We start from the raw sequence: 25,012 nt of genomic DNA, 5'->3' as shown, positions 1-25,012 counted from the left end.
TTGCCGCCCAGAATCCCCGGCGGGGCCGAAGCAGTCGGCCTGAAGACAAGTGAGACGTGCGATGAGGAAGTTTGCGCTAGGGGACGTCGTCAACAGTGACAAGGGCCGCCGCGGTGTCGTCCGCGCCGCCTTCAAGTCGCGGGATGGCCTGCAATTCTATGCGGTCGAGAAGGACGGCGCGATGGATTACCTGGAGGAAGACCGGCTCAGCCCGGCGCCGCGCGTCGAGCTCGCGGCTTAAATCCGCTTCATCTCCGGCCCTCATTTGCGAGCCGGTCGAGACGATCCGCGATCGGATCGTCGCCGCTCGCGATGCCGTCGTTCGTGATCAGCAGCAGGCGATCGCCGCTGGCTGCGTCCCAGCGTGGCAGGTCGGGACCATGTAGGTCGGGACCATTGGGATCGCCACTTCGGGCGAAGTTTATCCAATAGGCGCGCATGCGGCCTGCGACCTCGCGGTCGCGCCGCGACAGGATGCCCGCACCGGGCACGCCTTCCGTACCGAAGATGAACTGCAGCTCGCGCCCGTGGCCGACGTCCGGATTGGCGCGCCTGGCCTCCGGCACATAGGCGAAGCGGTAGCGAAAGGTCGGCGCGCCGCCTGCCGCGTGCAGACGTGCCAGCAGCCGCACCGGCTCGGAAAAGACCTTGTCGGTGTAAATTCTTGCCGCGAGATCCGAAGGTCTGGCGAGATCGGGATAGAGCTTGCGCAATTCGCCGCCGCCCGCGCCCGGCGGCGCAAGCTCCTCCTTGATCGCGGTCTCGTTCTCCAAGCCGGTCTCATCCTCGTTCGAGCCGATGATCAGGGGAATGCGGCTCTGGCGTCCGGCCACAAAACCCGCGGCGAGGTCCTCGGTCACGAGACGTCCATCCATCATCGGTGCAAAGCTGTGCGGCGATGTCTCCAGCAATTGTTTCTCGGCGGCCAGCAGGCGCCGCGGCTCGACCGCGCGCAGATCCGTCTTCGGCGAAAGCGCGGTCACGAAGAGCCGGCCGATGGCCTCCGCCTCTTCCGCCGAACGCAGGCGCGCGCGGCCGGGCACCGATTGCAGAATGGCCTTGTGGAACAGATCGCGCGCTTGCGCGGACAGCATCAGCAGCGCAATCGATGTCGCGCCTGCATCGCTGCCGAACAGCGTGACGTTATCAGGATCGCCGCCGAACGCCGCGATGTTGTCGTGCACCCAGTGCAGCGCGGCGATCTGGTCCATCAGGCCGAAATTGCCGGAGCCGGCGTCCGACAGCGCGGGATGCGAGAGCCAGCCGAGCACGCCGAGGCGATAATTCACGGTGACCACGATGAGGCCCGCCTGCGCCAGCTTGGCGCCATCGAACAGCGGATCGTTCGCGGTGCCCGTGACGAACGCGCCGCCAGGAATGAACACCATCACCGGCAACGGGCCGTCGACCCCGAAAGGACGAAACACGTTCAGCGTCAGGCAATCCTCGCTCGCCGCCGGCAGCGCCGGCTGAAGGCACGGCGCGCCGTATTCGTAGGCGGTGCGCATCTCCGAGCTTTCGGTCGTCGGCTGCGGCGGTTGCCAGCGCAACGCGCCGAGCGGCGGCGCCGCGTAAGCCAGCCCCTTGAACGAGGCCACCTCGCCTTCCACGGCGCCGAGCATCTGCCCTTCACGGGTCAGCGCGAATGGAAACTGCCCGACCGGCTGGGCGACGGCCGGGTCGGCACCACACAGGACTGCAATAGCCGCAACGAATGCAAGCAGGGCCCGCATCTTCGCAACGATCTCGATGAAGGGTTTTGCCAGGTTATGTCCGAAGCCGTCGGCGAGGCAACCCTCGCGCACCTTGAGCCTAACCGCCTTTGCCAATCAGCTCCGCGAGCGCGTGGCGCGCGACGATGCCGAGCTCGCCGAGCGTGGAGTGTCCCGCCCGCGCCGCCTCGATCAGGCGCTCGGCGATGAACCTGCGGCTGTCGTGATCGCCGCCATGCGGCAGTTGCCGGCACGTCTGCTCGAGGACGACGTCCATGTTCGCTTTGGTGCGTTCACTCAACTCTGTCATGACGCCCGGGCGGTACGCGTGGCTTGTAAGCGCAAGCATACACAGAAGGACGATGGCTGATTACCCCGGGCGATCACGGCCATTGTGCATCGCGGTGCGTGTGGTGCCGCAAGATTCGCGCGGTCACGAAGCCGCCGCAAACGACCACCCTAAGATTGCACTTGCTCTAATGACAAGCTGAGCCTGCGGCGATAGCCTGCCGCCAAAACAAGACATCCGGGAGGAATACCATGCCTGACGCAGTGGTTGCCACACGTGCCTCCGATGGGCGCGGAACCGCTCAGCAGGTCGATGTTGCCGTGGTCGGCGCCGGATTTGCCGGCCTCTACCTTCTCCATCGCCTGCGCAAGACGGGGTTCTCGGCAGTCGGGCTCGACGAGGCCGGCGATGTCGGCGGCACCTGGTATTGGAACCGCTATCCTGGCGCGCGCTGCGACATCCAGACCATCGACTACAGCTACACGTTCGATCCGGAGCTCGAGACCGCCTGGACCTGGTCGGAGAAATACGCGACCCAGCCCGAGATCCTGCGTTACCTCGGCTTCGTCGCCGATCGCTACGATCTGCGCCGCGATATCCGTTTCAAGACCAAGGTCACCGAAGCCAGATGGGACGAAGCGTCCGGGCGCTGGCTCATCACCACGGACAATGGGCCACCCGTCTCCTGCCGCCATTACATCATGGCGACCGGTTGCCTCTCCGCGCCAAAGCCGCCGGAGATCGACGGCGTCAAGGACTTCAAGGGCGAGGTCTATTTCACCGGGCGCTGGCCGCATGACGGCGTCGATCTCACCGGAAAACGCGTCGCCGTGATCGGCACGGGCTCCTCGGCGATCCAGTCGATCCCTGTGATCGCCGAGCAGGCTGCGCATCTGACGGTGTTCCAGCGCACACCGAATTTCGCGTTGCCGGCGCACAACGGCCCTGCGCCCGCGGACCGCATGAGCCTGTTGCAGAGCGACCGCGCGGCCTATCGCGAGCAGGCGCGGCAGTCGATGGCCGGCGTGCCCTATCCGCAGCAGACGGTCGTGAGCTGGCAGCTCAGCGATGCCGAGCGCCGCGAGCGGTTCGAGCGCGCCTGGGCCGCCGGCGACCTCGTCCACATCCTGACGCAGCTCTGGGCCGACCAGGCCGTCGACGTCGACGGCAACAAGATCGTCCAGGATCTGATCCGCGAGAAGATCCGCGCCGCCGTCAACGATCCTGAGACCGCCGCGGCGCTGATGCCGGACGACCATCCGTTCGGCGCAAAGCGCCCCTGCCTCGAGACCAATTATTACGCAACCTACAACCGGCCGAACGTCACGCTGGTCAATCTGCGCAAGGAGCCGATCAAGGCGATCACCGCGAGCGGCATTTCCACGAACGGCCGCAGCTTCGATGTCGACGTCATCGTCTTCGCAACCGGCTTCGACGCCATGACCGGCGCGATCCGTGCCGTGCATCCGATCACCGGGCGCGGTGGCAAGTCGCTGTCCGATGTCTGGGCGCAGGGGCCGCAGACCTATCTCGGCCTCACGGTCGAGGGCTTCCCGAACTTCTTCATGATCACCGGACCCGGAAGCCCGTCGGTGCTGTCGAACATGGCGGTGTCGATCGAGCAGCATGTCGACTGGGTGGTCGATCGCGTTGCATCGCTGCGCGATGCCGGCTTCACCACGATCGAGCCGACCGAGACGGCACAGGCCGGCTGGAACAGGCACATGGCCGACTGCTCGATGCTGACGCTGCACCGGCTCGCCAACACCTGGTACACCGGCGCCAACGTGCCCGGCAAGGTGCAGGGCCTGATGCCCTATACCGGCGGCGTCGGCCCTTATCGCAGCATCTGCGACGAGGTGGTCAGCCGCGGCATGCTCGGCTTCAAGCTCACCGGCCCCGATGGCGCCGTCCAATGCAATGACGGCGAGGTGGTGCGCCTGCAGCCGGACGTGCGGCTGGTGCTGAACCTGCTCGCCTCGCTCAACCTGCCGCCGATCGAGTCGATGGGCGCGCTCGGCGCCCGCGCCTTCGTCAACGAGTTCAACAAGGGCCGCCCCGCGGGTCGGCCGATCGGCGAGATCGTCGACGGCACCCTGCCCGTCGCCGACGGCGCGTTGCCCTACCGCGTCTACAAGCCGGCAACGCCGGGACCGCATCCGGTCGTGGTCTATTTCCACGGCGGCGGCTGGGTGCTCGGCGACGAGCAATCGGACGAGCCGTTCTGCCGCGACATGGTGCGGCGGACCGGCATGATGTTCGTCAGCGTCGGCTATCGCCACGCACCGGAGCATCGCTTCCCGACCGCGGCCGAGGACGGCTATGCGGCCACGCGCTGGATCGCCGAGCACGCCGCCGAGCTCGGCGGCAGGCCGGGCCCGGTGCTGGTCGCCGGCTGGAGCGCCGGCGGCAACATTGCGGCCGTCACCTGCCAGCTCGCGCGCGACCGCGGCGGGCCCTCGATCGCCGGCCAGCTTCTGGTCTGCCCGGTCACCGACTGCAGCTTCGATCGGCCCTCCTACAACGAAAACGGGACCGCCTACTTCCTGACGCGCTCTCTGATGTACTGGTTCTGGGACCTCTATTGCTCGCCGGCGGACCGCACCGACCCGCGGGTCGCCCCGCTGCGCGGCAAGGTTGCCGGCCTGCCGCCGGCCCTCGTGGTCACCTGCGAGTTCGATCCGCTGCGCGACGAGGGCATCGCCTATGCCGAGGCAATGGCCGCAGCGGGCGTGCCGGTCGAGCAATTGAAGGCGCGCGGCCACTTCCACTCGTCCTTTGCGATGGTGGACGTGGTGATCACAGGCGTGTCGGGACGGGTGCAGATGGCGGAAGCCTTGCGGCGCTTCGCCGGACTGCCGCCCAAGATCAGCGGCAGTGACGGTCACGGAGATGGTCACGCCAGCCCGCGGCACGAGATCGCGGCGGCGGCGAGCTGAAACGGAGCGGCCGGGACGCTTCCCGGCCGACCCGGCGATTGGCGTGGGCCCGGCTGCATCTGCAGATGCAGCTACGATTGATGATCAGGCAGCAACATCGATGCGGCGATGAGGCCGCCTGCCGATCCCAAAGCCGCAACAAGCCAGGGCCACGCGTAACCGGCAGCCGTTCCTTCGTCCGACAGAATCGCACCGAGCGCTGCGATGCCGAGTGCAAATCCGGCCTGCCTCATGACCACGGTGACCGCCGAGGCCATGCCGGCTTGGGCCGGAGGCACCAACGCAACGACGGCGCTCGACAATTGCGGATGCGCGAGGACTGCGCCAATCCCGGTCAACATCATTCCGCTTGCCGCCGCAGCGAGAACGACCTGCGCATTCGGGAGCCAGCCGCTCGCCGCCAGGACCAGAATGAGATCGCCTGCGAGCAGCGCCAGCATCGCCGTCGCGAACAGCCGGCGCCAGCCCCAGCGTGTTGCGAGGCGAGCACCATAGGGCGGCAGCACAAGCATCGGCAACGTCGCAAAGAGCATTGCGAAGCCAACGGACGGGCCTGACCAGCCGAACGCTGCGTTCAGGAAGGGAGGCAGATAGACGAGAACCGCCCAGTATCCAACGGAAACAGCAATCAACAGCGAGGAAATGCCGACCATGACCGGCCGCATGAACACAGCGGGGTCGAAAATCGGCACGGGCCGCCGCCGCTGCTGCATCACGAAGATGGCGAGCAGACAGGCGCTCAGCCCGAGGCCCGCTGCAATCCGGGCCGGCACTTCACCTCCCTTGAGCAGGCTCTCGATCGCAATCCCAAGCGCAAGGGTGAGAAGCACGACGCCGCTCCAGTCCAGCGGGCGGCCGGCAGGATCACGCGATTCTGCGACCAGTCGCGGAACGGCCAGAAGCGTGAGCAGACAAAGCGGGATATTGGCCAGGAAGATCCAGCGCCATCCGAACCAGGCCGAGACAAGTCCCCCGAGCGCTGGTCCGAGCGCCATGGCGGTGCCTGAGAGCACGCCCATGAACGCAAAGGCGCGGGCGCGCTCGTCAGGCCGAGCATAGGCATTCGCAAGCAGCGCAATGCCTCCCGTGATGACGAAAGCCGCGCCCAGGCCTTGAACTGCGCGCCCGGCCCACAGCATTGGACCGCCCGCCGCGAAGCCGCAAATGATCGATCCGACCAGGAACACGACGTTGCCGCGAAGCAAAGCGCGTCGACGTCCATACTTGTCGGCTAGCGCGCCCGCAGCGAGCAGCCCACCGGTAAATGCCAGACTGTAGGCATCCATCACCCAGGCGTAGGCAGCGCTGCCGAAACCGAGTTCGGCTGCCATGGCCGGCATCGCGACAACAACCGCGGTCACGTCGAATTGCGTCAGAAAGGCCGCCATGCCGAGCACCATCGCCGGCAGCAGGTCCTGCCAACGGCTTGGAGACTGCAGATCGGGTTCAGGCGTGATCATCGTTGTCCCATGGTGAAAGCATCTGGTACCGCTATGCATGTCGGGGCGAGGCCTGCGCCAATGCAATGCATTCACATCGGCATGAAAATGATTCATGATGATGCAATGCGCTCATTTCCTCCCTTTGACGGGCTGATTGCGTTCGAGGCAGCCTTGAGACATGCGAACGTCACGCGCGCCTCCGCGGAGCTTGGGCTCACGCAGAGCGCGGTCAGTCATCGGCTCCGCAAGCTCGAGGACTTCGTCGGGACGCCCCTCCTCATCCGGCAGCCGAGTGGCCTGTGTGCCACGCCCGCCGGCATTGCCCTCTCCAACGAGTTGGCCGGTTTGCTCGACAGGATGGCGGATTTTCGTGCGCTTTGTCGCGCCGCCGCTCCGCCACCGGCCTTGAAAGTCGGCGTCGGTGCAGCGCTTGCCGACTATTGGCTCGTGCGCCGCTTGCCCGATTTTGCGCTAGAGCATCCCGGCATACCGGTTGAGCTGGCCGTACGTGAAGCCGACGCACATGCGAGGTCGACCGATCTCGACGTCGCGGTTGTGTGGCAACCAGCAGCCGGCTTGAGGCCAACGTCCACGCAGCGTTTGCTAGTTCGCGAGCATGTTTACCCGGTCTGCCACCCACGCCTGCTGCCTGGCCAGCAGCCACTGACCGACGTGACGCGCCTCAAATCGTTGCCGCTGCTGCACAAGGGCCGGTCCGGCGATGACCGCGGGGTCGAATGGTCGTGGACCTCCTGGTTCGAACGATTGGGTCTCGGCCGCCCGCCACCCGCCGAGATACGTTTTGCGACGATTGCCACCGCCATAGCCGCCGCCCTCGCCGGCAACGGGATCGTGCTCGCGCGTTCACTGCTGGTCCAGGATGCCCTCAAGGATGGCAGGCTGGTGCGGGTGCTTCCGCAATCCTGGGACTTGCCGTCGAGCAAGGCTCAAATCGTGCGCTGGCCCGCGGCCATGGCCAAAGATCCCCGCGTGAAGGCGTTTGTCCGCTGGATATTGCAAATTCCGAAGATTCCCAGCGATTGAGCCGTACTCCGTAGCGGATGAGCCGGGAACCTTTTCCCGGCTGCCGCGTTGGCTGACCTGTGGCATTGAGATGCAGCGACAGATGTATGGGCCCCGGCACGCGAGCACGTGTGCTGGGGTCGTGTTTTGCGTGAGGCAGGGCGATGGGGGACGTGGTCGGGGATTCAAAGGTCAATTTCGGCGCGCTTGCGGTGCTGCATAAATGGCCATCACTTGCCAATCAGCGCCAGCCTGACCGGGAGCCCTACCAGCTCATCGAAGGCACGCTCGACGATTGCATCTCGGCTTTCATGCAGAAACCGGCGACGACCCGGCACCTCTACGAGATCCGCACCGTAGCGCAGCCGCCGCTCGTCACCGAGATCCTCTCCCCCGAACACGTCCTCGAGCTGTCGCGCTTGAGAGAATTTCTCTGACGCCCTTCACAAGCGTGCGAGCAGGAACCTTCTTCCGGTTCTTCCCGTTGTCAGGGATCAAAGCAATGACGTGAGCGCCTCGAGATGTTTGACGCCGGCGTATCATCACCGATCGTGCCTTACGGAGCGGACCAGACCCTGTTCGTGGTGGTTGATCGCCGTGACGAGGCGACCGAAATCCGCATCGAGCGCAGCGATCTCGACACCACGATCGGCGAGCTCGTCGCCGGCTGCTTCAATGACCCGATCAAGGTGATCTCGTTCAACACGCTCGAGCACTGGATGAGGGATATCTCGTGCGACGTCGCCGGCGAGATCCGCGCACGCTGCGACATCTATGGAATAGAGCTCCCCGATTATCTCAGCGACTTCATCGAAAGCCATTCCCAAAGCGCGATGAAATGAAGCTCACTTGCCGAAAAGGACGGAGGTGCGCTCCCTCCCTGCTTGCGGGAATGACTATCGCATTTGGGAGTTTTTCTCTGCGGCCATCCTTCGAGACGCCCGCTTTGGGCGGGCTCCTCAGGATGAGGGCGGAGTGCGCGGCAGCAGTTTCAACGAGCACTGATGCTGATTAGCCTCATCCTGAGGAGGCGCGTCAGCGCCGTCTCGAAGGACGAGGCGTGCGCGCTGGCCGCCGCCACAAGTCATATCCGATAGCCCTGCGCTTGCGGGAGAGGGAGTGCACCTCCCTTGTAGCAATCGAACCTGATCGCATCGTGCTTTAGTTGCGGCGGCGTTTGCCGGCGATGACCTCGATCTCGCGGCGGCGTTCGCCCGCGAAGGTCAGCAGCTTTTCGATCGTCAGCGTATCCGTGATCCGTTTGGCGAGCCGCTCGGCGCGCGCAGCCTGATCTTCGAGATACTGGATCGTGTTCAAGCGTCGCCTCCCCCAAAGCCCCGAATTGTGCGGACAGCCATGGTGCTTGAGAAGCCGCTAACAGCCGGTTAAGCGCGCCCGCACGGTCGCGACGCGTGGCGCCCTATTGCACGACTTCAAGCCTGACATTGGTAATGCCCTTGTCGACCATGCCGAGCGCCTCGGCGGCCGACGGCGAGATGTCGACCACGCGTCCGCGCACGAAGGGCCCGCGATCGTTGACCCTGACCGTAACGAAACGGCCGGAGGAGGTCTCGGTAACGCGCAGCTTGGTGCCGAACGGCAGGGTGGGATGCGCCGCGGTCAATTCGTTCCTGTCGAACTTCTCGCCGCTCGCGGTCTGCGTATCCGAATAGAAGCTGGCGATGCCGTGCGAAGCGGTTTGCTTTGCGTCGCGGGCGGGGACGCGCGCCCGGCTGATCGGGCGTGGATGCAGCGCCGCCACCCGGTGCGGGCGCTCGACCGCGGCTTGCCGGGTCGTTCCGGCGAGATCGGCTTTCTGACGGCCGACCGGCGATTGCGAGCAGGCAGCGAGCGATGCGGCACCCAGGACCGCGAGCAATAACCGGCTCGAGCTCGCCAGCGACATCCGGGCAGTTTCGGCACTTGCAATGCGAGACATGATGCGCCCTCCGAACAACCCCAAGTTTCGGTGGGCAATGAGGGCAGAACCTTGTCGGAACAAAAGCGGCTCTGGGGCCGCCTTCGTTTCGCGCCAGCTGTGGCGATTCCACCACAGTGACCTGTTCAGAAACGGGACAGATCGGTGAAGGATGCAGCCCGATACGGCCCGCGAGCCGCGCGTTTCGGCGCGGCCCGATCTCTAGTACTTCGGCTCGTACATCTGCGACTGGACCAGAGCCTTCACGTCATTGGGCGCGGGTCCGTCGGCGAGCGCGCGTTGATAGGCCACATCCGCAACCGCCGCCGCGATGCGCACGGAGACCTCGCGGATGCGCGGCAGTGCCGGATAGAGGCTGCCCTGAGCGAGGTCCTCCTTGCCGACGCAATCGGCGAGCGCGTGGGCCGCCGCCATGAACATCTCGTCGGTCACGAGGCGCGAGCGGCTGGCGATGACGCCGAGGCCGACGCCCGGGAAGATGTAGGAATTGTTGCCCTGGCGCGGCACGAAGCTGCGGCCGTTGAGCTTGACCGGATCATACGGACTGCCGCAGGCGAACAGCGCGCGTCCATCCGTGTAGCGATAGGCATCCTCCGCCGAGCACTCGGCTTTCGAGGTGGGGTTGGAGAGCGCGAACACGATCGGCTGCTCGTTGAGCTCGGCCATCGCCTTGAGCACGTCGGGCGTGAAGGCGCCGCCGACCGCGGCGACGCCGATGATCGCCGTCGGCTTCAGCGTCTTGATGGCGGTGAGGAAGTCAGCGATCGGCGCCTGACCGGCATGGGCATAGCGGAGCTTATGGCCAGAAAGGCCTTCACGGCCGCTGACGACGAGACCGCGGGAATCCACCAGCCAGTTGCGGCGAAGCGCGTCCGCCTCGGACGCGCCTTCCGCCATCATGGCGGAGACCACGAGGTCGGCGATGCCGGTCGCCGCCTCGCCCGCGCCGAGGAACAGGATCTTCTGATCCTTCAGCTTGCCGCCGGAGATGCGCAGAGCCGAGAACAGGCCGGCGAGCGCCACCGCCGCGGTGCCCTGGATGTCGTCGTTGAAGACGCAGGCCTCGTCGCGATATTTGTGCAGCAGCTTGAACGCCGAATGATTGGCGAAGTCCTCGAACTGGATCAGCACGCCCGGGAACGTCTTGCGCGCGGCTTGCATGAACTCGTCGACGAAGCTGTCATAGGCCTCGCCCGTCAGCCGCCGCTCGCGCAGGCCGAGATAATAGGGATCGTTCAACAGCTCTTCGTTGTTGGTGCCGACATCGAGCACGATCGGCAAGCACGCTTCCGGATGCACGCCGGCGCAGGCCGAATAGAGCGATAGCTTGCCGACCGGGATGCCCATTCCGTTGGCACCGAGATCGCCAAGTCCCAAAATGCGCTCGCCGTCGGTGACGACGATCAGCCTGGCCTGGTAGGGCCAGTTCTTCAGGATCTCCGCGATCTGGCCGCGGTCGCGCGAGGAGATGAACATGCCACGCGGCCGCTGGAAGATCAGGCCGTATTTCTGGCAGGCAAGCCCGACCGTCGGGGTGTAGATGATCGGCTGGATCTCGTCGATATTGTCGACGACGACGCGGAAGAACAGCGCCTCGTTGCGGTCATGCAGCGCGTTCAGGGCAACGTATTTTTCCAGGTCCGTCGGCAGCGTGCGCAGATTGGTGAGCACGCGCTGAGCCTGGGTCTCCATCGTCAGCACGCAGGGCGGCAACAGGCCGCGCAAGCCGAGTGCGGCGCGCTCTGCTTCCGTGAAGGCCGTGCCCTTGTTGAGCAGGGGGTCGCGCAGCAGCGTCATGCCGTGCGCGGTGTCGGATGATGTCGAATGGGCGCTGACCCGAGCAGGTCTATTCACGATTCCCCCAAGGAGTTTCTTATTGAACCACGACCATTGTCGGCCAGCGTTCAATCGAGATCAAGGAGACTCCGGCCGCGATCGTGATCTCGCACCGCAGCAGATTTTGCAAACGCCTGGCACTTGCGCGCGAAAAGGTTTAACGCGCCAACCGGGGCGCGCGTTGGCGGAGCCGCAAATAAAGGCAGGCCGGAATTTGGGACTGCTTATCCCGCCGCCCGCCGAGGCGTCAGATTGGCAGCGCTGTCCGCCGGCGGCGCGATGTGCATCAGGATGGTCTGGACGGACGATGCAACCTCGATCCCGTTCTGCTGGAAGCGCAGCTTCATGCGGCGGTTGAATTCGCGCTGGACCGGCCAGCGGCCGGCCTCGGTGCAGCGGATCTGGCCGACGATCGACACCATCGCGCCGTCGACCTTGTCGACGCCCCACAGCTCGAGGTCGCCGCGGATGAGCGCGCGGAAGTCCGCTTCACGGCGCATCTCGTCGACGATGTCCTTGAGGATCTGGCCGGCGCGGTCGGTGTCTTCCTTGTAGGCGACGTTGACGCTGACCGAGGCGTTGCCGGCGCCGCGGCTGGCGTTGGTGATGGTCGTGACCGCGCTGAACGGCACGATGTGCACGGCGCCGTCGCCTGCGCGCAGGCGGATGGTGCGGATCGAGACGTTCTCCACGACGCCCGACAGCCCCGACACGCTGACGCTGTCGCCGACCTGCACCGTATTCTCCAGCAGCAGGAACAGGCCGGTGATGAGATCCTGCACCAGCTTCTGCGAGCCGAAGCCGATCGCAATGCCGACGATGCCGGCGCCGGCCAGCAGCGGCGCGACATTGACGCCGATCTCGCTCAACGCCGTGAGGCCGACGATTGTCGCGATCAGGCAGAGCAGCGCGGTGCGCAGCATCGGCTGGAAGGTGCGCAACCGCGCGGCACGGGCATAGTGCCCGTCCCGCGACAGCGTATTGATCTGGCGGTCCAGCAGCGCATTGCTGGCTTCCCAGATCGCCGCAGCGATCAACACGGCAAGGCCGATGGTCACCACGGCCGAGATCAGCCGGCTGCCGATCTGGCCGCCATAGAACCAGACGATCGCGTCCACGCCCCAGACCTCGAGCACCGCCACGAAACCGATGAAGGCGATCACGCTGGATACGATCCTGCGGAGCAGCGGCAGATAGCGGTTGGCACGGATCTCGAGGCCAGGAAAGCGCTGGAGGATCTCCGGCCGGATGCGGAAGCCGCGGTCGATCAGGCTCAGCGTCAGCATGATGACGATACGCGTGACCAGCGCCACCGCGATGGTGCCGACGAAATATTGCAGCAGCAGCGAATAGCCGTTGCGGATGTTGAGTGCCCACACCGCCCAGAGCGCGAGGTCGAGCGCGATGGCAAGATAGTGCCAGCCGCCGGCGATGCGGTTGCGCAAACGAGCCGCAATGCCCTGCCGCTCCGCCGGGGCGCGGATGGCATCGGCGACTTGGCGGCGGCATTGCAGGATGATGACGGCGATGAAGAGGTGCACGACCAGCATCACCATGCGCAGCAGCGCGGCGTAGCCGGCGCGGTGCAGGCCGAGCAGCAGCGCCACATTGGCAAAGGCGATGCCGGAGACGCCGACGCCGACGATGCGGCGCGCCCAGATCTCGATATAGGCGGCGGTCTCCGCGCGCACCGGAAACAAGCCGAACGGCCCCGCCAGCGCCCGGACCAGGCAGATGAGCCCGCGCGAGAACGCATAGGCGTTGACGACGGCGAGGATCACGAGGCGGACGGTTGTCGGTTCTCCAATCTCCGTCCCGAGCAGCGCGGTGGCGACGCCGACGAAGACGAGCACGGGAAGCAGCTCGAGCACGAAACGCCCGAGCACGAAGGGCAGGCGCAGCATGATCTGCCAAACCCGCGCAAGGCTGTGGCGTCGCTCCTGCATTTCAGGTGCAGGCGTAACGTCGGCGACTGACGATGGCGGATCGGCAAGCGGCAACGCGGGTGCCGGCAGGCGCGCGGTTTGCGGCACGCGTCCCTCCAGGAACGCGACCGGCCGGCGGATCAGGCGGAAGATCACCCATTCGGCCAAGAGGGCGCAGCCGAGCACCAGCGCCAGCTTCCAGGCGATCTCGATCAGAAGATTGTAAGCCGCGGGATCGTTCGCGGTGCGCACGATCCAGTAGTAGAACGCCGGAAAGTGCGTGAGCGTCCGCGCGATGCCGGCGATCTCACGCGAGATTTCGCCGATCTCCTCCGAGACCGTCAGCATGAGCTGCGCACCGAGGCCGTCGGCCGAAAGCGGGATCGGCGAATTCGGCTGCGGCGCGGCCTGTTGCGGACCAGACGCGTTGGCGATTGCACGGAGCGTATCGATCATCTGCGCGCGCTTCTTGTCGTCCTGAAGCGTGTCCAACGCACGCTTCGCCTCGTCCGGCGATAGCGCCGCGGCACCGTTCGCGGCCGGCGCATCGGCGCGGGCGCAGGAGAGAGAAGAGATTGCAAGGAAAAGAGCGGCGAGAAGCGCCGGGACAAGCTTTTGCGACACGCAGATTCCCTGGAAAAGTGAATGTGCTCGCAGGTAGCGTGACCGCCCCCGCCGAAGCACATCCGTCATGTCGGATCGGCGCTATTCGCCCCCCGCCTGTGTCGGAAGTTGGCCTTTGGGACGACATTCTCTTGGCATTTGCCGCAATGCAGGATCGGGAGCTGATGTCCCGTCAGTGCGCGCAAAGACCCGTTTGCGGATCGACCAGCAGGATTGAGACGAGCGGGGTGTCAAAAAAAAATTGGTGCGGCGGCCTTCACGGCCATCCGACACGACTAAAATACAGCGCCGGGAAGGTAGGGGCTTTGCCTCACTGATGCAGCCCGCTAAACCTTGTCCCGGCGTGCCGTTCGCGGTTTCCGCCGCTATGCGATAGTCCGAACGAGCTCCATCGCAATTAACGCGGCTGGATTTGCGGAGGTGGTGTCATAGACCTCCCCTTGCTCATGAGGTGGACGTTGCGCGTCGCTTGTTTGCGACCGCTATGATGCTCCTCCTGCGTCGCAAAACTGTCAAGCGGGATCAATGATCTGACGATCACATTTGACGATCCGAGTTCCGCCGTGCAAATCGCTTCCGCGCGAAGTGAGGGATTTCCGAAGGCAGCCGGTATGGTGACATCATGCCCCTGTTTTGCCCGACGATGCAAACGAATTTCGTAAAATCCGCATCGCGGATGATGAAGGCCGATAAGCCATTGATTCCGCTATGCCCGGCTACTGTGCATGGGGTTGTTTTCGCACTTTTGGTCGATGGCCGCCCGGCCATCTAGAGAAACATCTCCGCGAGGTCGACCGTCGAGGCCTTTCCGATCTGGTCGAAGTTTCGCGCCAGCCAGTTGCGCGCCGCCGCGCGGCCCTCATCGCGCAGGCGGCACAACAGGCTCCATTCGGGGTGGAACTGCGTGGCCGTGCCGAGCTGCGACATCAGCGCGTCGTTGCCGATCCAATGCATGTACATGCGGCTGTGCCTGTTGCTGTCGAGCTCGCCGTCGTCGATCAGCCGGGTGGCGAAGGCGATCGCGCGCATCTCGCGCATCAAGGACGAATTGAAGCTGATCTCGTTGATGCGGTGGAGGACGTCCGCGGCACTGGCCGGCAGCTCGTCGCGCCGGATCGCCGTCACCTGCACGATGACGACGTCGTGACTGCCCTTGCGGTAGATCAACGGATAGATCGCGGGATTGCCGAGATAGCCGCCGTCCCAGTAATGCTCGCCATCGATCTCGACGGCCTGGAAATAGGGCGGCAGGCATGCCGAGGCGAGCACGGTGTCCGCCGTCAGCAGCGGGCTCTGAAACACCTTGATCTTGCCGGTGCGGACGTTGGTGGCGTTGAGAAACAGCTGCGGCGCCTCGGGCGAGGAATTGAGCCGGTCGAAATCGATCACGCGCTGCAGCAGCGCGCGGAGCGGATTGAAATGAAAGGGATTGAGCAGGTTCGGCGGCAGCGTGTGTGTCAGCGTATGGATGAAGGCGTGGACCGGATGATATTCCGGCGGCAGCTTCAGGGCCTGGATCCACTGGTTCAGCGGCGACATCAGATCGTACGCCATGTCCATGCGCGAGACTTCGTACCAGAATGCGTGCAGGCTCTCCCGCGCGGCCTCCGCGCCTCCGTGCGCCATGCCCGAGGCCATCGCCACCGCATTCATCGCGCCGGCACTGGTCGCGCTGATCGCCTCGATCGCGAGCCTGCCGTCCTCGAGCACCTGGTCGAGCACGCCCCAGACGAAGGCGCCGTGCGCACCGCCGCCCTGGAGCGCGAAGTTGACGTTCTTGCAGTTCGTGGTCCCGCCGGCTGTCACTTTGCTTGCCTCTTGCCTCCCGTGCCTTCTTTCTCCAGCGCCTTGCGCACCTGCTTGAACTCCTCCAGCGAGGCCCTGTCGGCGCGGGGGAAGCGCAGGTCGAGCTTTTCCAGCTCGGCATTGATCACCGAGCCGATCACGACGCGGGCGAACCATTTGTGGTCGGCGGGCACGACATACCAGGGCGCATGGGACGTCGCCGTGTGCCGGACGATGTCCTGGTAGACCGCCTGGTAGCGCGGCCACAGCGCGCGCTCCCTGATGTCGTCCATGGAGAACTTCCACTGCTTGGCCGGATCGTCCAGCCGCGCGAGGAAACGCTCGCGCTGCTCTTCCTTGGACAGGTTGAGAAAGAACTTCAGCACCACGGTGCCGTTGCGGCAGAGATAGCGCTCGAAGGCGGAGATGTCCTCGAACCGCTCCTTCCAGATGTTCTTGGTGACGAGCTTCGGCGGCAGCTTCTGCTTGGCGAGAATCTCGGGATGCACGCGCGTCACCAGGCATTCCTCGTAATGCGAGCGGTTGAAGATGCCGATATGGCCGCGCTCGGGCAGCGCGACCGCATGACGCCAGAGGAAGTCGTGGTCGAGCTCCTTGCTGCTCGGCGCCTTGAAGGCCGTGACCTCGCAGCCCTGCGGATTGATGCCCTCGAAGATCGCCTTGATCGCAGAATCCTTGCCGCCGGCGTCCATCGCCTGGAATACGATCAGGAGCGACCAGCGGTCCTGCGCGTAGAGCTTCTCCTGAAACGCGATCAGCCGCTTCTTGTTGGCATCGAGGATCGCCTGCGCCTTCTCCTTGTCGAGATCGCCCTTCTCGTCGGTCTTGTGGTCCTTGAGGTGAAACTTGCCCGAGCCATCGTAGCGAAACGGCGTGATGTAGCGGTCAAGCTCCTGGGCGAGCGACTGGGACGACTTTTTGCTCATGAGCGCGGGGCACCTTGCGTTGCAACTTCAATCGGTCGAGCAAGCTACCAAGGATGCCCTTGGGAAGGAATATGATGAAAAGCACGAGCAGCACGCCGTAGACGAGATTGTCCCAGCCGACCGCCTTGGTGCCGAAACCGATGCGCAGCGTTTCCGCCAGCAGGATGGTGATGATGGCGCCGACGGTCGGACCGAGCGAGACGAACAGCCCGCCGACGATCGCGGCGAACACCATCTGCAGCGAGACCGCGATGCCGCTGACCGTGTCGGGCGTGATGAACATCTGGTACTGGCAGTAGATCGCGCCCGCCAGCGCCGTCATCAGCGCGCTGAGCAGCGTGATCTTCAGCTTCTCGGCGGTGACGTCGACGCCGGCCGCGGCGGCGGCATCCTCGTCCTCGGAGATCGCCTCCAGCGCATAACGCGCCATGCTGCGGTCGACCCAGTGCCAGACCACGATGCCGAACAGCCAGACCGCAAGCGCGATCAAGTACCAGGTGGTCTTGTCGTCGAATTGCAGCGCCAGCAGCCTGTTGCCGGACGCGCGGTTCGGGGTGTAGCCGAGCGAGCCGCCGGTATAGTCGCGCGTCGCGGTGATGACCTGGAGCACGATGCCTGACAGCGCCAGCGTCACCAGCACGAAATAATGCCCTGTGATACGAAAGCGGAAGCAGGGATAGCCGACGATCATCGCCAGCGCGCCGGCCGCCGCCATGCTGATGGGAATGCCGATCCAGGGCGACAATCCTGCGTGATTCCACAACAGCGCCGTAACGTAAGCGCCGATCCCCATGAAGCCGCCATGGCCGAGCGAGACGAGGCCGAACCTCCCCATCATCGACCAGGACGTATAGGCGAACGACCAGATCAGGATCAGCACCAGGATGTGCAGATGATAGGGATCGCGATAGACGAAGGGCAGCGCGACCAGCGCCGCCAGCCCCACGCCCCATGCAGCAAGCCGCCCCTGCCCCATCATCGGCGCCTCGCAAGCAGGCCCGCGGGCCGGATGAACATCATGACGATGAAGAACGCGAAGGCCAGCACATAGCCCCATTCGAGGTCGGAGAACAGGCCCCCGAGCGAGATGATCTCGGCGAACACGAAGGCGGCGATGAACCCGCCGATGAAATTGCCGAGGCCGCCGAGCACGCAGATCAGGAAGGTGATCGGCCCGAAGGACAGACCGACGAAGGGATGCACGTCGTATTGCAGCACCAGGAGGCAGGCGGCGAGGCCGGCGAGCGCGCCGCCGAGCGCCGACGTGATCAAGTAGATCCGCTTGGTGTCGACGCCCATCAGCGCCATGATCTGCCGGTCCTGCGAGATGGCACGGATCGCGGTGCCGGTGAAGGTCCGCGTCATGAACAGATAGACCGCGACCATGCCGACCAGCGCGGCGACGAACGAGAGCAGTCGCGCGTAGCTGAAATTCATGTCGCCGAAGGCGAGCACCGGCAGGCGGATGCCAAGATTGCGGAAGTCGATGCCGAAGGCGACCGTGGCAAAGCTCTGCAGCACGAACAGCACCCCGCCGGTCGCGAGCAGCTGGTTGATCGGTGGTGCGGTCAGCAGCGGCGCGATGACGAGGTAGTGCAGCGCCGCGCCGAGCACGGCGACGAGCAGGATGGTGAGCGGTGCGGCAACGAAATAGCTGATGCCGTAGTACTGCACCATGAAATACATGCCGTACATGCCGATCATGACGAGCTCGGCGTAGCAGATCCAGGTCACGTCGATGACACCGAAGATCAGGTTGAGCCCCAGCGCAAGCAGCGCCAGCACGCCGCCGAGCAGGATGCCGTTGATGACGGCCTCCAGCAGGTAGATGTCGAATACGTCCAGGAACGCCTGCATGCCCATCACACCCCGAGATAAGCTTCCTTGACCGTGTCGCTCGCCAGCATCTCGGCCGAGGTGCCGGAGGCGCGGATCGTGCCCGCCTCGATAAGATAGGCGCGGTCGACCACCTTCAGCACCTGCTGCACGTTCTGCTCGACGATCAGCACCGTCAGCCCGCTGGCACGGATCCGCTTCACCAACTCGAACACCTGCTGCACCACCACCGGCGCGAGCCCCGCCGAGGGTTCGTCGAGCAGCAACAGTTTCGGATTGGACATCATCGCGCGGCCGATGGCGCACATCTGCTGCTCGCCGCCGGACATGGTTCCGGCCATCTGGTGACGGCGTTCCTTCAGGCGGGGGAACAGGTCGAACACCACCTCCAGCCGCTCGGCGTAGTGGTCCCGCGCCTCCTTCATGAAGGCGCCCATCTTGAGATTGTCGTCGACCGTGAGCTGCGGAAACAGCCGCCGGTTCTCCGGCACATGCGCAATGCCGAGGCTGACGATCTTGTGCGACGGCGTCGCGACGAGGTCGACGCCCTCCATCCTGATCGATCCGCGCGAGGGACGGATCAGGCCGGAGATGACGCGCATCAGGGTGGTCTTGCCGGCGCCGTTGGGGCCGATGACGCCGACGGCTTCGCCGGCCTTCACGTCGAGGTTGACGTCGAACAGCGCCTGGAAGGTGCCATAGCCGGCATTGAGGCCGCGAAGCTCCAGCATCACCTAGCCCCCTGCGCGGCGGCGCGCTTCGGCGGCCGCGGCCTGCGTGGTCTCGGCGTCGGTGCCGAGATAGACCTCGATGACGCGCGGATCGCCCGCGACCGCGCTCGGCAGGCCTTCCGAGATCTTCTCGCCGTGATCGAGCACCATGACGCGGTCGACCACGCGCATCAGGACGCCCATGATGTGCTCGACCCAGATGATGGTGATGCCGAGCTCGTCGCGGATGTTGCGCAGCATGTCCGCAGCCTGGTCCATCTCGGCCTCGTCGAGACCGCCGAGGCTCTCGTCGGCGAGCAATAGCTTTGGCGCGGTGGCGAGCGCCTTCGCCAGCTCCAGCTTCTTCAGCCCCGCTGCGCCAAGCCCATCGACGCTAGCATGGCGATCGGTCGGCAGGCCGACCATCGCCAGCGACCGCTCGGCCGCCTCCTCCGCCTTCGCGCGGCTGTGGCGGCCCTGGCCGTAGAAGCCGGCAAGCGCGACGTTCTCGAAAATGCTGAGGCGGCGGAACGGCCGCGGGATCTGGAAGGTCCGCCCGATGCCGCTGTTGATGATCCGGTGCGGCGCAAGACCCGCAATCTCGTGCCCGGCGAACAGGATCGATCCGGAGGTCGGCGCCAGCGTGCCGGACAGCATGTTGAAGATCGTGCTCTTGCCCGAGCCGTTGGGGCCGATCAGGCCGAGGATCTCGCCCTGATCGACCCGGAACGAGACGTTGTTCACGGCGGTGAAGCCGCCAAACCGCTTCACCAATCCGCTGACTTCCAACACCGCAGAACCCCGCTATTGATTGCTGTAGGTGGTGCCCTTGGGCAGCGGCAGCACGGCCTCGCGCTGCGCCTGGCTCTTGGGCCACACCACATAGGACTTGTCGTCGACGTATTGGATCACGACCGGGAACGAGCGCTCGTTCTGGCCGGCCATTGGCGAACCCTCGCCGTGGAATTTGACGCCGAAGCCGAGCATGGTGCCGCCTTCGGGTATGTCGGTGTCCAGTGCTGCCTTGCGCAGGGAGTCGGGATCTACGCCGCCATACTTCTTGATCGCTCGCGGCAGCACGTCGTTCAGGAACAAATAGGTGTTGGACGCAGCCATGCCGACATGGGCCGAACGGATGGCGACACCCGGCTTGCGCTTGTCGAACTCCTCGCCGACCGCCTTGATGATCGGCGGCAGCTTCGGATCCATGCTCTTCTGGTTGGCGAGCCAGATCGAGATCGGATCGGTGTTGAAGACATAGTTTACGTCGGCGCCCAGGCCTTCCTTCAGCTTCTCATAGACCCCGTAGCCGGCGCCATGTCCTACCAGTGCGCCGAACTTCAGCCCCTGTTCGCGGGCTTGCCGGAGCAATAAGGTGATGTCGGGATTATAGCCGGTATGGAACACCACATCCGGCTTGGCCCGCTTCAGCTTGGTGACCAACGCAGACAGATCCGGGGCCGTCGCCGAATAGCCCTCTCTGAGCACGATGTTGAAACCGGCCTTCTTGGCACCGGCCTCGTTGCCTTTGGCAACGTCGACGCCGTAGGCGCCGTCCTCGTGGATGATGGCGACCCGCAGGTCCTTCGGGTCCTTGCCCAGCTTTTCCTTCGCGTTCTGCGCGATGAAGTCCATCGTCATCATGCCGAACTGGTCGCCGGAGGCCTGCGGGCGAAACACGTATTTGTAGTTCTTGTTCTCCAGCACCGCCGACGAAATGCAGGTCGTGATCCACATGAACTTCTTCAGCTGCTCGACCCGCGCGGCCACCGGCACGCATTGCGCCGAGGAGAAGAAGCCGAGCAGCATGTCGACCTTTTCCTGCTCGATCAAACGGATCGCTTCATTGATGGCGATATCCGGCTTGCTCTGAGCATCGGCATAGATCGCCTCGATCTTGTAGCCTTCGACGTCTTTCGTGCTGTACTGATCCAGCATGATCCTCGCGCCGGTGTACTGAAGCTCCGAACCGCCGCCGGCGAGCGGGCCAGTCAGATCGTAGATGACGCCGATCTTGAGCTTTCTCTCTTGAGCCTTGTCTTGGGCCGCGGCAGACACCGCCAAGCCCGTCGCTGATATCGCGACCAACAGCCCACGTACCAAGCGGGCAGCCATGCGCAGGCGCATTAAAACCTCCCTGGACGATTTGTGCATTGCATTCTTGGTGCAATTCTTCGGCCCATCACATGGGCTGCGCGCGGCGATGTCAAGCCTCGCGCATCAGCGCGCTGCGAACTGCTGCTCGACGAAGGCCGTGACAAATCGCGGCATGGACGGCCTGAGATCGCTGGTCCCGCGCACGAGGTGAATAGCGGACAGCTCCGGCTCGGTCTCGCGCGCAAGGTTGGTTTCGATCCGGGCGCGAGCCACATCGCCCGGCATGCTCAGGTTGATGACCTGCAACATCGCGATCGTGGGGCCCGTGACCACGCAATGCCAGCCCGGCTCGATCCGATAGTCGGCCGCGGTCAGGCCGGTCTCCTCGCCGAGCTCGCGGGCGACACTGCCGGGAATGTCGAGCGCGCCGTCCCTGACATCGTCGAGATCCGGCGTTCCCGAGGGGAAATAAATGCGGCCCGCATTGGCGGTGTGGGGCGCCATCTCGCCCATGATGAAGGCGCCGTCGGAGGCGCGCAATGCGCCCATGCCGAAGCCGTTGAACACGGCCTTGTCGGGAAAGCCCCAGTCGCGCCAGGCGAGAAAGCTTGCGAAATCGGTCTCGAAATAGGTCGCCCTCAGGTAACCGTCGCTGAACACGGCGTCACGCCCGAGCAGGATGCGGCCGTTCCAGATCTTCGGCCGCTCGCGCTGCTTCTCGGCGAAATGCGCCGCGATCTCGGCGCGGCGCTCCTCGGCGAACGGCCACACGATCGGCCGCACCGCAAGATCGAGCGTCGCGACGCGATGTATGACCGGTGACGTCATGACGCCTGATACCACGCCATGGCGTCGGCTATTTGGCGCTCCCCGTTGTCTTCTTGGCCTGCTCGACGAATTTGTTGGTGAAGGTCTTGCTGACGTCGATCTTGGCGTTCGCCACCTCGGGCGAGCCGACGCTGAACACTGCAAGCACGGCGTCGGCGCCCTTCGGGTCCATCTTGCCGGTCTCGGAATACATCGGGATCGTATTCTTCAGTGCGGCAAGATAGAGGTCCTTGTTCTTGCCGACGGTCTGCTCGGGCATCTTCGCCATGATCTCCTCCGGCGTATGCGAATGGATCCAGGCGAGCGTGGCGAGGATCGCATTGGTGAGCGCCTGCGCCTCCTTCTCATGGCCGTTGATCCAGGCCACGGTCGAATACAGCGCGCCGCCCGGATATTCGCCGCCGAACGTCTCCAGCGTATCCTTCTGGGTACGGGTGTCCGAGAGGATACGCAGATCCTTGTGGCTGCCCTGCAGCACGGTCACGGACGGATCGAGCATCACTGCCGCGTCGATCTGGCCCTGCTCCATTGCGGCCACCGCAGTGGCGCCGAGGCCCACCCCGATCACGGCGACGCTGGTGGGATCGAGCCCGTTCTTCTTGAGCATGTATTTCAGGAAGAAGTCGGTGGAGGAGCCGGGCGCACTGACGCCGACCTTCTTGCCGGCGAGATCCTTGACCGACTTGATGTCGTTGGTGCGCGAGGGCGCGACCACCAGGACGAGGCCGGGATAGCGGTCATAGACCACGAAGGATTGCAGCTCCTGCTTCTTGGCGGCGAGATTGACGCAATGGTCGAAATAGCCGGAGACCACGTCGGCGCTGCCGCCGAGCACGGCTTTGAGCGCATCCGAGCCGCCCTTGAGGTCGACGAGCTCGACACTGACGCCGGCCTTCTCGTATTCGCCGAGCTGCTTGGCCAATACCGTCGGCAGATAGCACAGGCAGGAGCCGCCGCCGACCGCGATGGTGACCTTGCTTTGCGCCGCGGCAAGCGAGGTGGTGAGCGTCAGCGCGAGCAGTGCGCCGGCGAGCCTGGCAATCGTGTTCTTCATTGGTTTCCTCCGTTCGGCCGCCGGCACCATAGAGCAGCGGGCCTGGCTTGAGAAGCTCCGCCTGAGCGGGCTGGCCATCAGCCCCTCGGCGCAATAGCGGTGCCCAACACACGTCGCGATCGCATCGACGCGATCAAATAGACCTGCTTCCTACCCCCGCCCGTCCGACGCGGCCGGCCGCCACACCAGGAGGCGCCGCTCCACCAAGGTGACGCCGAAATCGATCAGGATGACGAAGGCCGACAGCACGAACATGCCGGCGAACACGCCGGCGACATCGAAGATGCCCTCGGCCTGCTGGATCAGATAGCCGAGCCCGGCCGCCGATCCCAGATATTCGCCGACCACCGCGCCGACCACGGCGAAGCCGACGGAGGTATGAAGCGACGAGAACATCCACGACAGCGCCGACGGCCAATAGACATGCTGCATCAGCTGCCGCTCGCTCATGCCGAGCATGCGGCCATTGTCGAGCACGGTCCGGCTGACCTCTTTGACGCCCTGATAGACGTTGAAGAAGACAATGAAGAACACCAGGGTGACGCCGAGCGCGACCTTGGACCAGATGCCGAGCCCGAGCCACAGCGCGAAGATCGGCGCCAGCACGACACGCGGCAGGGCGTTGACCATCTTCACATAGGGGTCGAACACCGCGGCGACCAGCGGCTGGCGCGCGAACCAGAAGCCGACCAGGACGCCGCCAAGCGATCCGATCACGAAGGCGAGGATTGATTCCGCGAGCGTGATGCCGAGGTGCTTCCAGATCACGCCGGAGGCGAACCATTTCACGATCTGGCTGAACACGTCCAACGGGTTGGAAAAGAAGAACGGCGGCAGCAGGATCTTGCCGAACACGGGAACGGTCGACAGCACCTGCCACAGCACCAAGCCGACGACAGCGACCAGGATCTGCAGCGCAAACAGCGTCGTGCGCGACATCAGACCACCTCCGCCGCCTGAGTGGACTGTGCGTACCCCTTCATCACCTCATCCTTCAGCACGCTCCAGATCTCGCGATGGAGCGCATGGAATTCCTTGTCGAGGCGCACCTCGAAAATGTCGCGCGGGCGGGCCAGGCCGACGCGCCAGTCACCGATGATGCGCGAGGACGGCCCCGCCGACATGATCACGACGCGGTCGGCGAGCGCGATGGCCTCTTCGAGATCGTGGGTGACGAACAGCACGGCCTTGCGGTCGGCACTCCACAGATCGAGCAGCAGATTGCCCATGACCTGGCGCGTCTGCGCATCGAGCGGCCCGAACGGCTCATCCATCAACAGGATCTTCGGATCGCGGATCAGCACCTGCGCCAGCGCCACGCGCTTGCGCTGGCCGCCCGAAAGCATGTGCGGATAGCGGTTCGCGAAGGCGCCGAGGCCGACGGCGGTCAGCCATTTCTGCGCCTGCGACAAGGCTTCAGCGCGCGGCGTGCCCTTGACCTCGAGTCCGATCGCGACATTGTCGAGCGCAGTCTTCCAGGGGAACAGCGCATCAGCCTGGAACAAATAGCCGGCATCCCGATTCAGCCCCGCCAATGGCTGGTCGAAAATCCTGACGCTGCCCGCGGCGGGCTTGAGCAGGCCCGCCGCGACGTTGAGCAGCGTCGATTTTCCGCACCCTGTGGGCCCGACAATGGCGACAAACTCGCCCTGTGCCACCGCGAGATGGGCCTTCTCCACCGCCGTATAGACCCGGCCGTCCCCCAGCCGGAACGCAACCTTGGCATCTTCCAGCGCCACTGCCGTGGGCGTCGTCATGTGCTTCCTCCAACTCAGGCCGATGCCTTAGCCGCTCGTGCGGCCAAGTTCAATCAAGCCGCCAAGCGTGCTACGCATGGGGACTTGCCGTGCTCTCACCCTCCCCTGGAGGGGGAGGGTCGGTGCGCATGAAGCGAAGCGGAATGCGAACCGGGGTGGGGTGACGGTTTCTCCGCGTCGAATACTGCCCGCGTCGACAGATCACCCCACCCCGCTCGCGCTGCGCGCGATCGACCCTCCCCCTCGGGGAGGGTAAGAGAAAAGAGAGC

At 64.9% G+C, this 25,012-nt stretch carries 23 protein-coding genes; 5 read left to right on the top strand and 18 right to left on the bottom strand.

The genetic code is table 11. The features are described 5' to 3' along the window. Positions 1-61: 61 nt before the first annotated feature. Entirely contained in the window at positions 62-241 is a 180-nt protein-coding gene (locus tag I6F36_RS32940; RefSeq protein ID WP_212290232.1) for a hypothetical protein, read from the top strand. A 7-nt stretch (positions 242-248) separates the two neighbouring features. Here the strand turns inward: I6F36_RS32940 and I6F36_RS32935 are convergent, their stop codons facing one another. Both I6F36_RS32935 and I6F36_RS32930 read right to left on the bottom strand, forming a co-directional pair. Continuing rightward, positions 249-1,733 carry a carboxylesterase/lipase family protein gene (locus I6F36_RS32935; protein WP_225172911.1) on the bottom strand — a complete coding sequence of 495 codons (1,485 nt, stop codon included), beginning with the start codon at positions 1,731-1,733 and terminating at the stop codon, positions 249-251. Positions 1,734-1,812: 79 nt separating this feature from the next. Beyond that, positions 1,813-2,061 (bottom strand): hypothetical protein, encoded by a 249-nt coding sequence (locus I6F36_RS32930; protein ID WP_036006688.1) that lies wholly within the window; start codon positions 2,059-2,061, stop codon positions 1,813-1,815. Positions 2,062-2,252: 191 nt separating this feature from the next. Here I6F36_RS32930 and I6F36_RS32925 point away from each other — a divergent pair, with 191 nt between their 5' ends. After that, the gene (locus tag I6F36_RS32925; RefSeq protein ID WP_225172904.1) at positions 2,253-4,940 is read left to right on the top strand and encodes an alpha/beta hydrolase fold domain-containing protein; all 2,688 of its coding nucleotides are present in this window, start codon (positions 2,253-2,255) and stop codon (positions 4,938-4,940) included. 71 nt (positions 4,941-5,011) lie between these two features. Here I6F36_RS32925 and I6F36_RS32920 read toward each other — a convergent pair whose 3' ends face one another. Further along, a complete protein-coding gene (locus tag I6F36_RS32920; RefSeq protein ID WP_225172903.1) occupies positions 5,012-6,400 on the bottom strand; it encodes an MFS transporter in 1,389 nt (462 codons plus the stop codon). Positions 6,401-6,460: 60 nt separating this feature from the next. On the opposite strand from I6F36_RS32920, the gene I6F36_RS32915 reads away from it, so the two are divergent. From I6F36_RS32915 to I6F36_RS32905, 3 genes are all read left to right on the top strand, one after another. After that, entirely contained in the window at positions 6,461-7,426 is a 966-nt protein-coding gene (locus tag I6F36_RS32915) for a LysR substrate-binding domain-containing protein (RefSeq protein WP_225172902.1), read from the top strand. Positions 7,427-7,569: 143 nt separating this feature from the next. Next, a complete protein-coding gene (locus tag I6F36_RS32910) occupies positions 7,570-7,842 on the top strand; it encodes a hypothetical protein (protein WP_036006682.1) in 273 nt (90 codons plus the stop codon). 84 nt (positions 7,843-7,926) lie between these two features. Further along, the gene (locus I6F36_RS32905; protein ID WP_225172901.1) at positions 7,927-8,247 is read left to right on the top strand and encodes a hypothetical protein; all 321 of its coding nucleotides are present in this window, start codon (positions 7,927-7,929) and stop codon (positions 8,245-8,247) included. 319 nt (positions 8,248-8,566) lie between these two features. Here I6F36_RS32905 and I6F36_RS32900 read toward each other — a convergent pair whose 3' ends face one another. The 15 genes from I6F36_RS32900 to I6F36_RS32830 form a co-directional block, all read right to left on the bottom strand. Then, on the bottom strand, positions 8,567-8,722 hold the full coding sequence (locus I6F36_RS32900) for a hypothetical protein (RefSeq protein ID WP_192893313.1): 156 nt from the start codon (positions 8,720-8,722) through the stop codon (positions 8,567-8,569). Positions 8,723-8,825: 103 nt separating this feature from the next. Next, positions 8,826-9,344 (bottom strand): septal ring lytic transglycosylase RlpA family protein, encoded by a 519-nt coding sequence (locus I6F36_RS32895; protein ID WP_036025042.1) that lies wholly within the window; start codon positions 9,342-9,344, stop codon positions 8,826-8,828. A 201-nt stretch (positions 9,345-9,545) separates the two neighbouring features. Beyond that, positions 9,546-11,198: an NAD-dependent malic enzyme gene (locus tag I6F36_RS32890; protein ID WP_225172900.1), complete on the bottom strand. Its 1,653-nt coding sequence runs from the start codon at positions 11,196-11,198 to the stop codon at positions 9,546-9,548. A 206-nt stretch (positions 11,199-11,404) separates the two neighbouring features. Further along, positions 11,405-13,729: a mechanosensitive ion channel domain-containing protein gene (locus I6F36_RS32885; RefSeq protein ID WP_225172899.1), complete on the bottom strand. Its 2,325-nt coding sequence runs from the start codon at positions 13,727-13,729 to the stop codon at positions 11,405-11,407. A gap of 768 nt (positions 13,730-14,497) precedes the next feature. Further along, the gene (locus tag I6F36_RS32880; protein ID WP_128263142.1) at positions 14,498-15,535 is read right to left on the bottom strand and encodes a patatin-like phospholipase family protein; all 1,038 of its coding nucleotides are present in this window, start codon (positions 15,533-15,535) and stop codon (positions 14,498-14,500) included. Beyond that, positions 15,532-16,461 carry a polyphosphate kinase 2 family protein gene (locus I6F36_RS32875; RefSeq protein ID WP_225172898.1) on the bottom strand — a complete coding sequence of 310 codons (930 nt, stop codon included), beginning with the start codon at positions 16,459-16,461 and terminating at the stop codon, positions 15,532-15,534. Before I6F36_RS32875 ends, I6F36_RS32880 begins: the two co-directional genes overlap by 4 nt. Beyond that, positions 16,421-17,440, bottom strand: coding sequence for a branched-chain amino acid ABC transporter permease (locus tag I6F36_RS32870; RefSeq protein ID WP_225172897.1), 1,020 nt, complete (start codon positions 17,438-17,440; stop codon positions 16,421-16,423). The genes I6F36_RS32875 and I6F36_RS32870 overlap by 41 nt, the downstream gene beginning before the upstream one ends. Continuing rightward, on the bottom strand, positions 17,437-18,318 hold the full coding sequence (locus I6F36_RS32865) for a branched-chain amino acid ABC transporter permease (RefSeq protein ID WP_212258349.1): 882 nt from the start codon (positions 18,316-18,318) through the stop codon (positions 17,437-17,439). Before I6F36_RS32865 ends, I6F36_RS32870 begins: the two co-directional genes overlap by 4 nt. A gap of 5 nt (positions 18,319-18,323) precedes the next feature. After that, positions 18,324-19,028 (bottom strand): ABC transporter ATP-binding protein, encoded by a 705-nt coding sequence (locus I6F36_RS32860; RefSeq protein WP_036025019.1) that lies wholly within the window; start codon positions 19,026-19,028, stop codon positions 18,324-18,326. Between the two features lie 3 nt (positions 19,029-19,031). Then, on the bottom strand, positions 19,032-19,799 hold the full coding sequence (locus I6F36_RS32855) for an ABC transporter ATP-binding protein (protein ID WP_036037489.1): 768 nt from the start codon (positions 19,797-19,799) through the stop codon (positions 19,032-19,034). A gap of 12 nt (positions 19,800-19,811) precedes the next feature. Continuing rightward, positions 19,812-21,134, bottom strand: coding sequence for an ABC transporter substrate-binding protein (locus tag I6F36_RS32850; protein ID WP_225172896.1), 1,323 nt, complete (start codon positions 21,132-21,134; stop codon positions 19,812-19,814). A gap of 93 nt (positions 21,135-21,227) precedes the next feature. Next, a complete protein-coding gene (locus tag I6F36_RS32845) occupies positions 21,228-21,932 on the bottom strand; it encodes an NUDIX hydrolase (RefSeq protein WP_225172895.1) in 705 nt (234 codons plus the stop codon). 28 nt (positions 21,933-21,960) lie between these two features. Beyond that, a complete protein-coding gene (locus I6F36_RS32840; RefSeq protein WP_036037483.1) occupies positions 21,961-22,986 on the bottom strand; it encodes an ABC transporter substrate-binding protein in 1,026 nt (341 codons plus the stop codon). A 150-nt stretch (positions 22,987-23,136) separates the two neighbouring features. Beyond that, on the bottom strand, positions 23,137-23,925 hold the full coding sequence (locus I6F36_RS32835; protein WP_036006641.1) for an ABC transporter permease: 789 nt from the start codon (positions 23,923-23,925) through the stop codon (positions 23,137-23,139). Beyond that, positions 23,925-24,743 carry an ABC transporter ATP-binding protein gene (locus I6F36_RS32830; protein WP_225132242.1) on the bottom strand — a complete coding sequence of 273 codons (819 nt, stop codon included), beginning with the start codon at positions 24,741-24,743 and terminating at the stop codon, positions 23,925-23,927. Before I6F36_RS32830 ends, I6F36_RS32835 begins: the two co-directional genes overlap by 1 nt. Between the last annotated feature and the right edge of the window lie 269 nt (positions 24,744-25,012).

This window comes from Bradyrhizobium sp. BRP19, assembly GCF_020194195.1.
Taxonomy (GTDB): Bacteria; Pseudomonadota; Alphaproteobacteria; order Rhizobiales; family Xanthobacteraceae; genus Bradyrhizobium; species Bradyrhizobium yuanmingense.
The sequence above is the reverse complement of the archived record's forward strand: the minus strand, read 5'-3'. Positions and strand labels throughout refer to the sequence as shown.

What these genes read in the sequence shown, in the direction of transcription:
- I6F36_RS32940 (WP_212290232.1), top strand. Translation starts at nt 62, where the DNA reads ATGAGGAAGTTTGCGCTAGGGGACGTCGTCAACAGTGACAAGGGCCGC.
- I6F36_RS32935 (WP_225172911.1), bottom strand. Translation starts at nt 1,733, where the DNA reads ATGCGGGCCCTGCTTGCATTCGTTGCGGCTATTGCAGTCCTGTGTGGT.
- I6F36_RS32930 (WP_036006688.1), bottom strand. Translation starts at nt 2,061, where the DNA reads ATGCTTGCGCTTACAAGCCACGCGTACCGCCCGGGCGTCATGACAGAG.
- I6F36_RS32925 (WP_225172904.1), top strand. Translation starts at nt 2,253, where the DNA reads ATGCCTGACGCAGTGGTTGCCACACGTGCCTCCGATGGGCGCGGAACC.
- I6F36_RS32920 (WP_225172903.1), bottom strand. Translation starts at nt 6,400, where the DNA reads ATGATCACGCCTGAACCCGATCTGCAGTCTCCAAGCCGTTGGCAGGAC.
- I6F36_RS32915 (WP_225172902.1), top strand. Translation starts at nt 6,461, where the DNA reads ATGCAATGCATTCACATCGGCATGAAAATGATTCATGATGATGCAATG.
- I6F36_RS32910 (WP_036006682.1), top strand. Translation starts at nt 7,570, where the DNA reads ATGGGGGACGTGGTCGGGGATTCAAAGGTCAATTTCGGCGCGCTTGCG.
- I6F36_RS32905 (WP_225172901.1), top strand. Translation starts at nt 7,927, where the DNA reads ATGTTTGACGCCGGCGTATCATCACCGATCGTGCCTTACGGAGCGGAC.
- I6F36_RS32895 (WP_036025042.1), bottom strand. Translation starts at nt 9,344, where the DNA reads ATGTCTCGCATTGCAAGTGCCGAAACTGCCCGGATGTCGCTGGCGAGC.
- I6F36_RS32875 (WP_225172898.1), bottom strand. Translation starts at nt 16,461, where the DNA reads ATGAGCAAAAAGTCGTCCCAGTCGCTCGCCCAGGAGCTTGACCGCTAC.
- I6F36_RS32870 (WP_225172897.1), bottom strand. Translation starts at nt 17,440, where the DNA reads ATGATGGGGCAGGGGCGGCTTGCTGCATGGGGCGTGGGGCTGGCGGCG.
- I6F36_RS32865 (WP_212258349.1), bottom strand. Translation starts at nt 18,318, where the DNA reads ATGCAGGCGTTCCTGGACGTATTCGACATCTACCTGCTGGAGGCCGTC.
- I6F36_RS32860 (WP_036025019.1), bottom strand. Translation starts at nt 19,028, where the DNA reads ATGCTGGAGCTTCGCGGCCTCAATGCCGGCTATGGCACCTTCCAGGCG.
- I6F36_RS32850 (WP_225172896.1), bottom strand. Translation starts at nt 21,134, where the DNA reads ATGCGCCTGCGCATGGCTGCCCGCTTGGTACGTGGGCTGTTGGTCGCG.
- I6F36_RS32845 (WP_225172895.1), bottom strand. Translation starts at nt 21,932, where the DNA reads ATGACGTCACCGGTCATACATCGCGTCGCGACGCTCGATCTTGCGGTG.
- I6F36_RS32840 (WP_036037483.1), bottom strand. Translation starts at nt 22,986, where the DNA reads ATGAAGAACACGATTGCCAGGCTCGCCGGCGCACTGCTCGCGCTGACG.
- I6F36_RS32835 (WP_036006641.1), bottom strand. Translation starts at nt 23,925, where the DNA reads ATGTCGCGCACGACGCTGTTTGCGCTGCAGATCCTGGTCGCTGTCGTC.
- I6F36_RS32830 (WP_225132242.1), bottom strand. Translation starts at nt 24,743, where the DNA reads ATGACGACGCCCACGGCAGTGGCGCTGGAAGATGCCAAGGTTGCGTTC.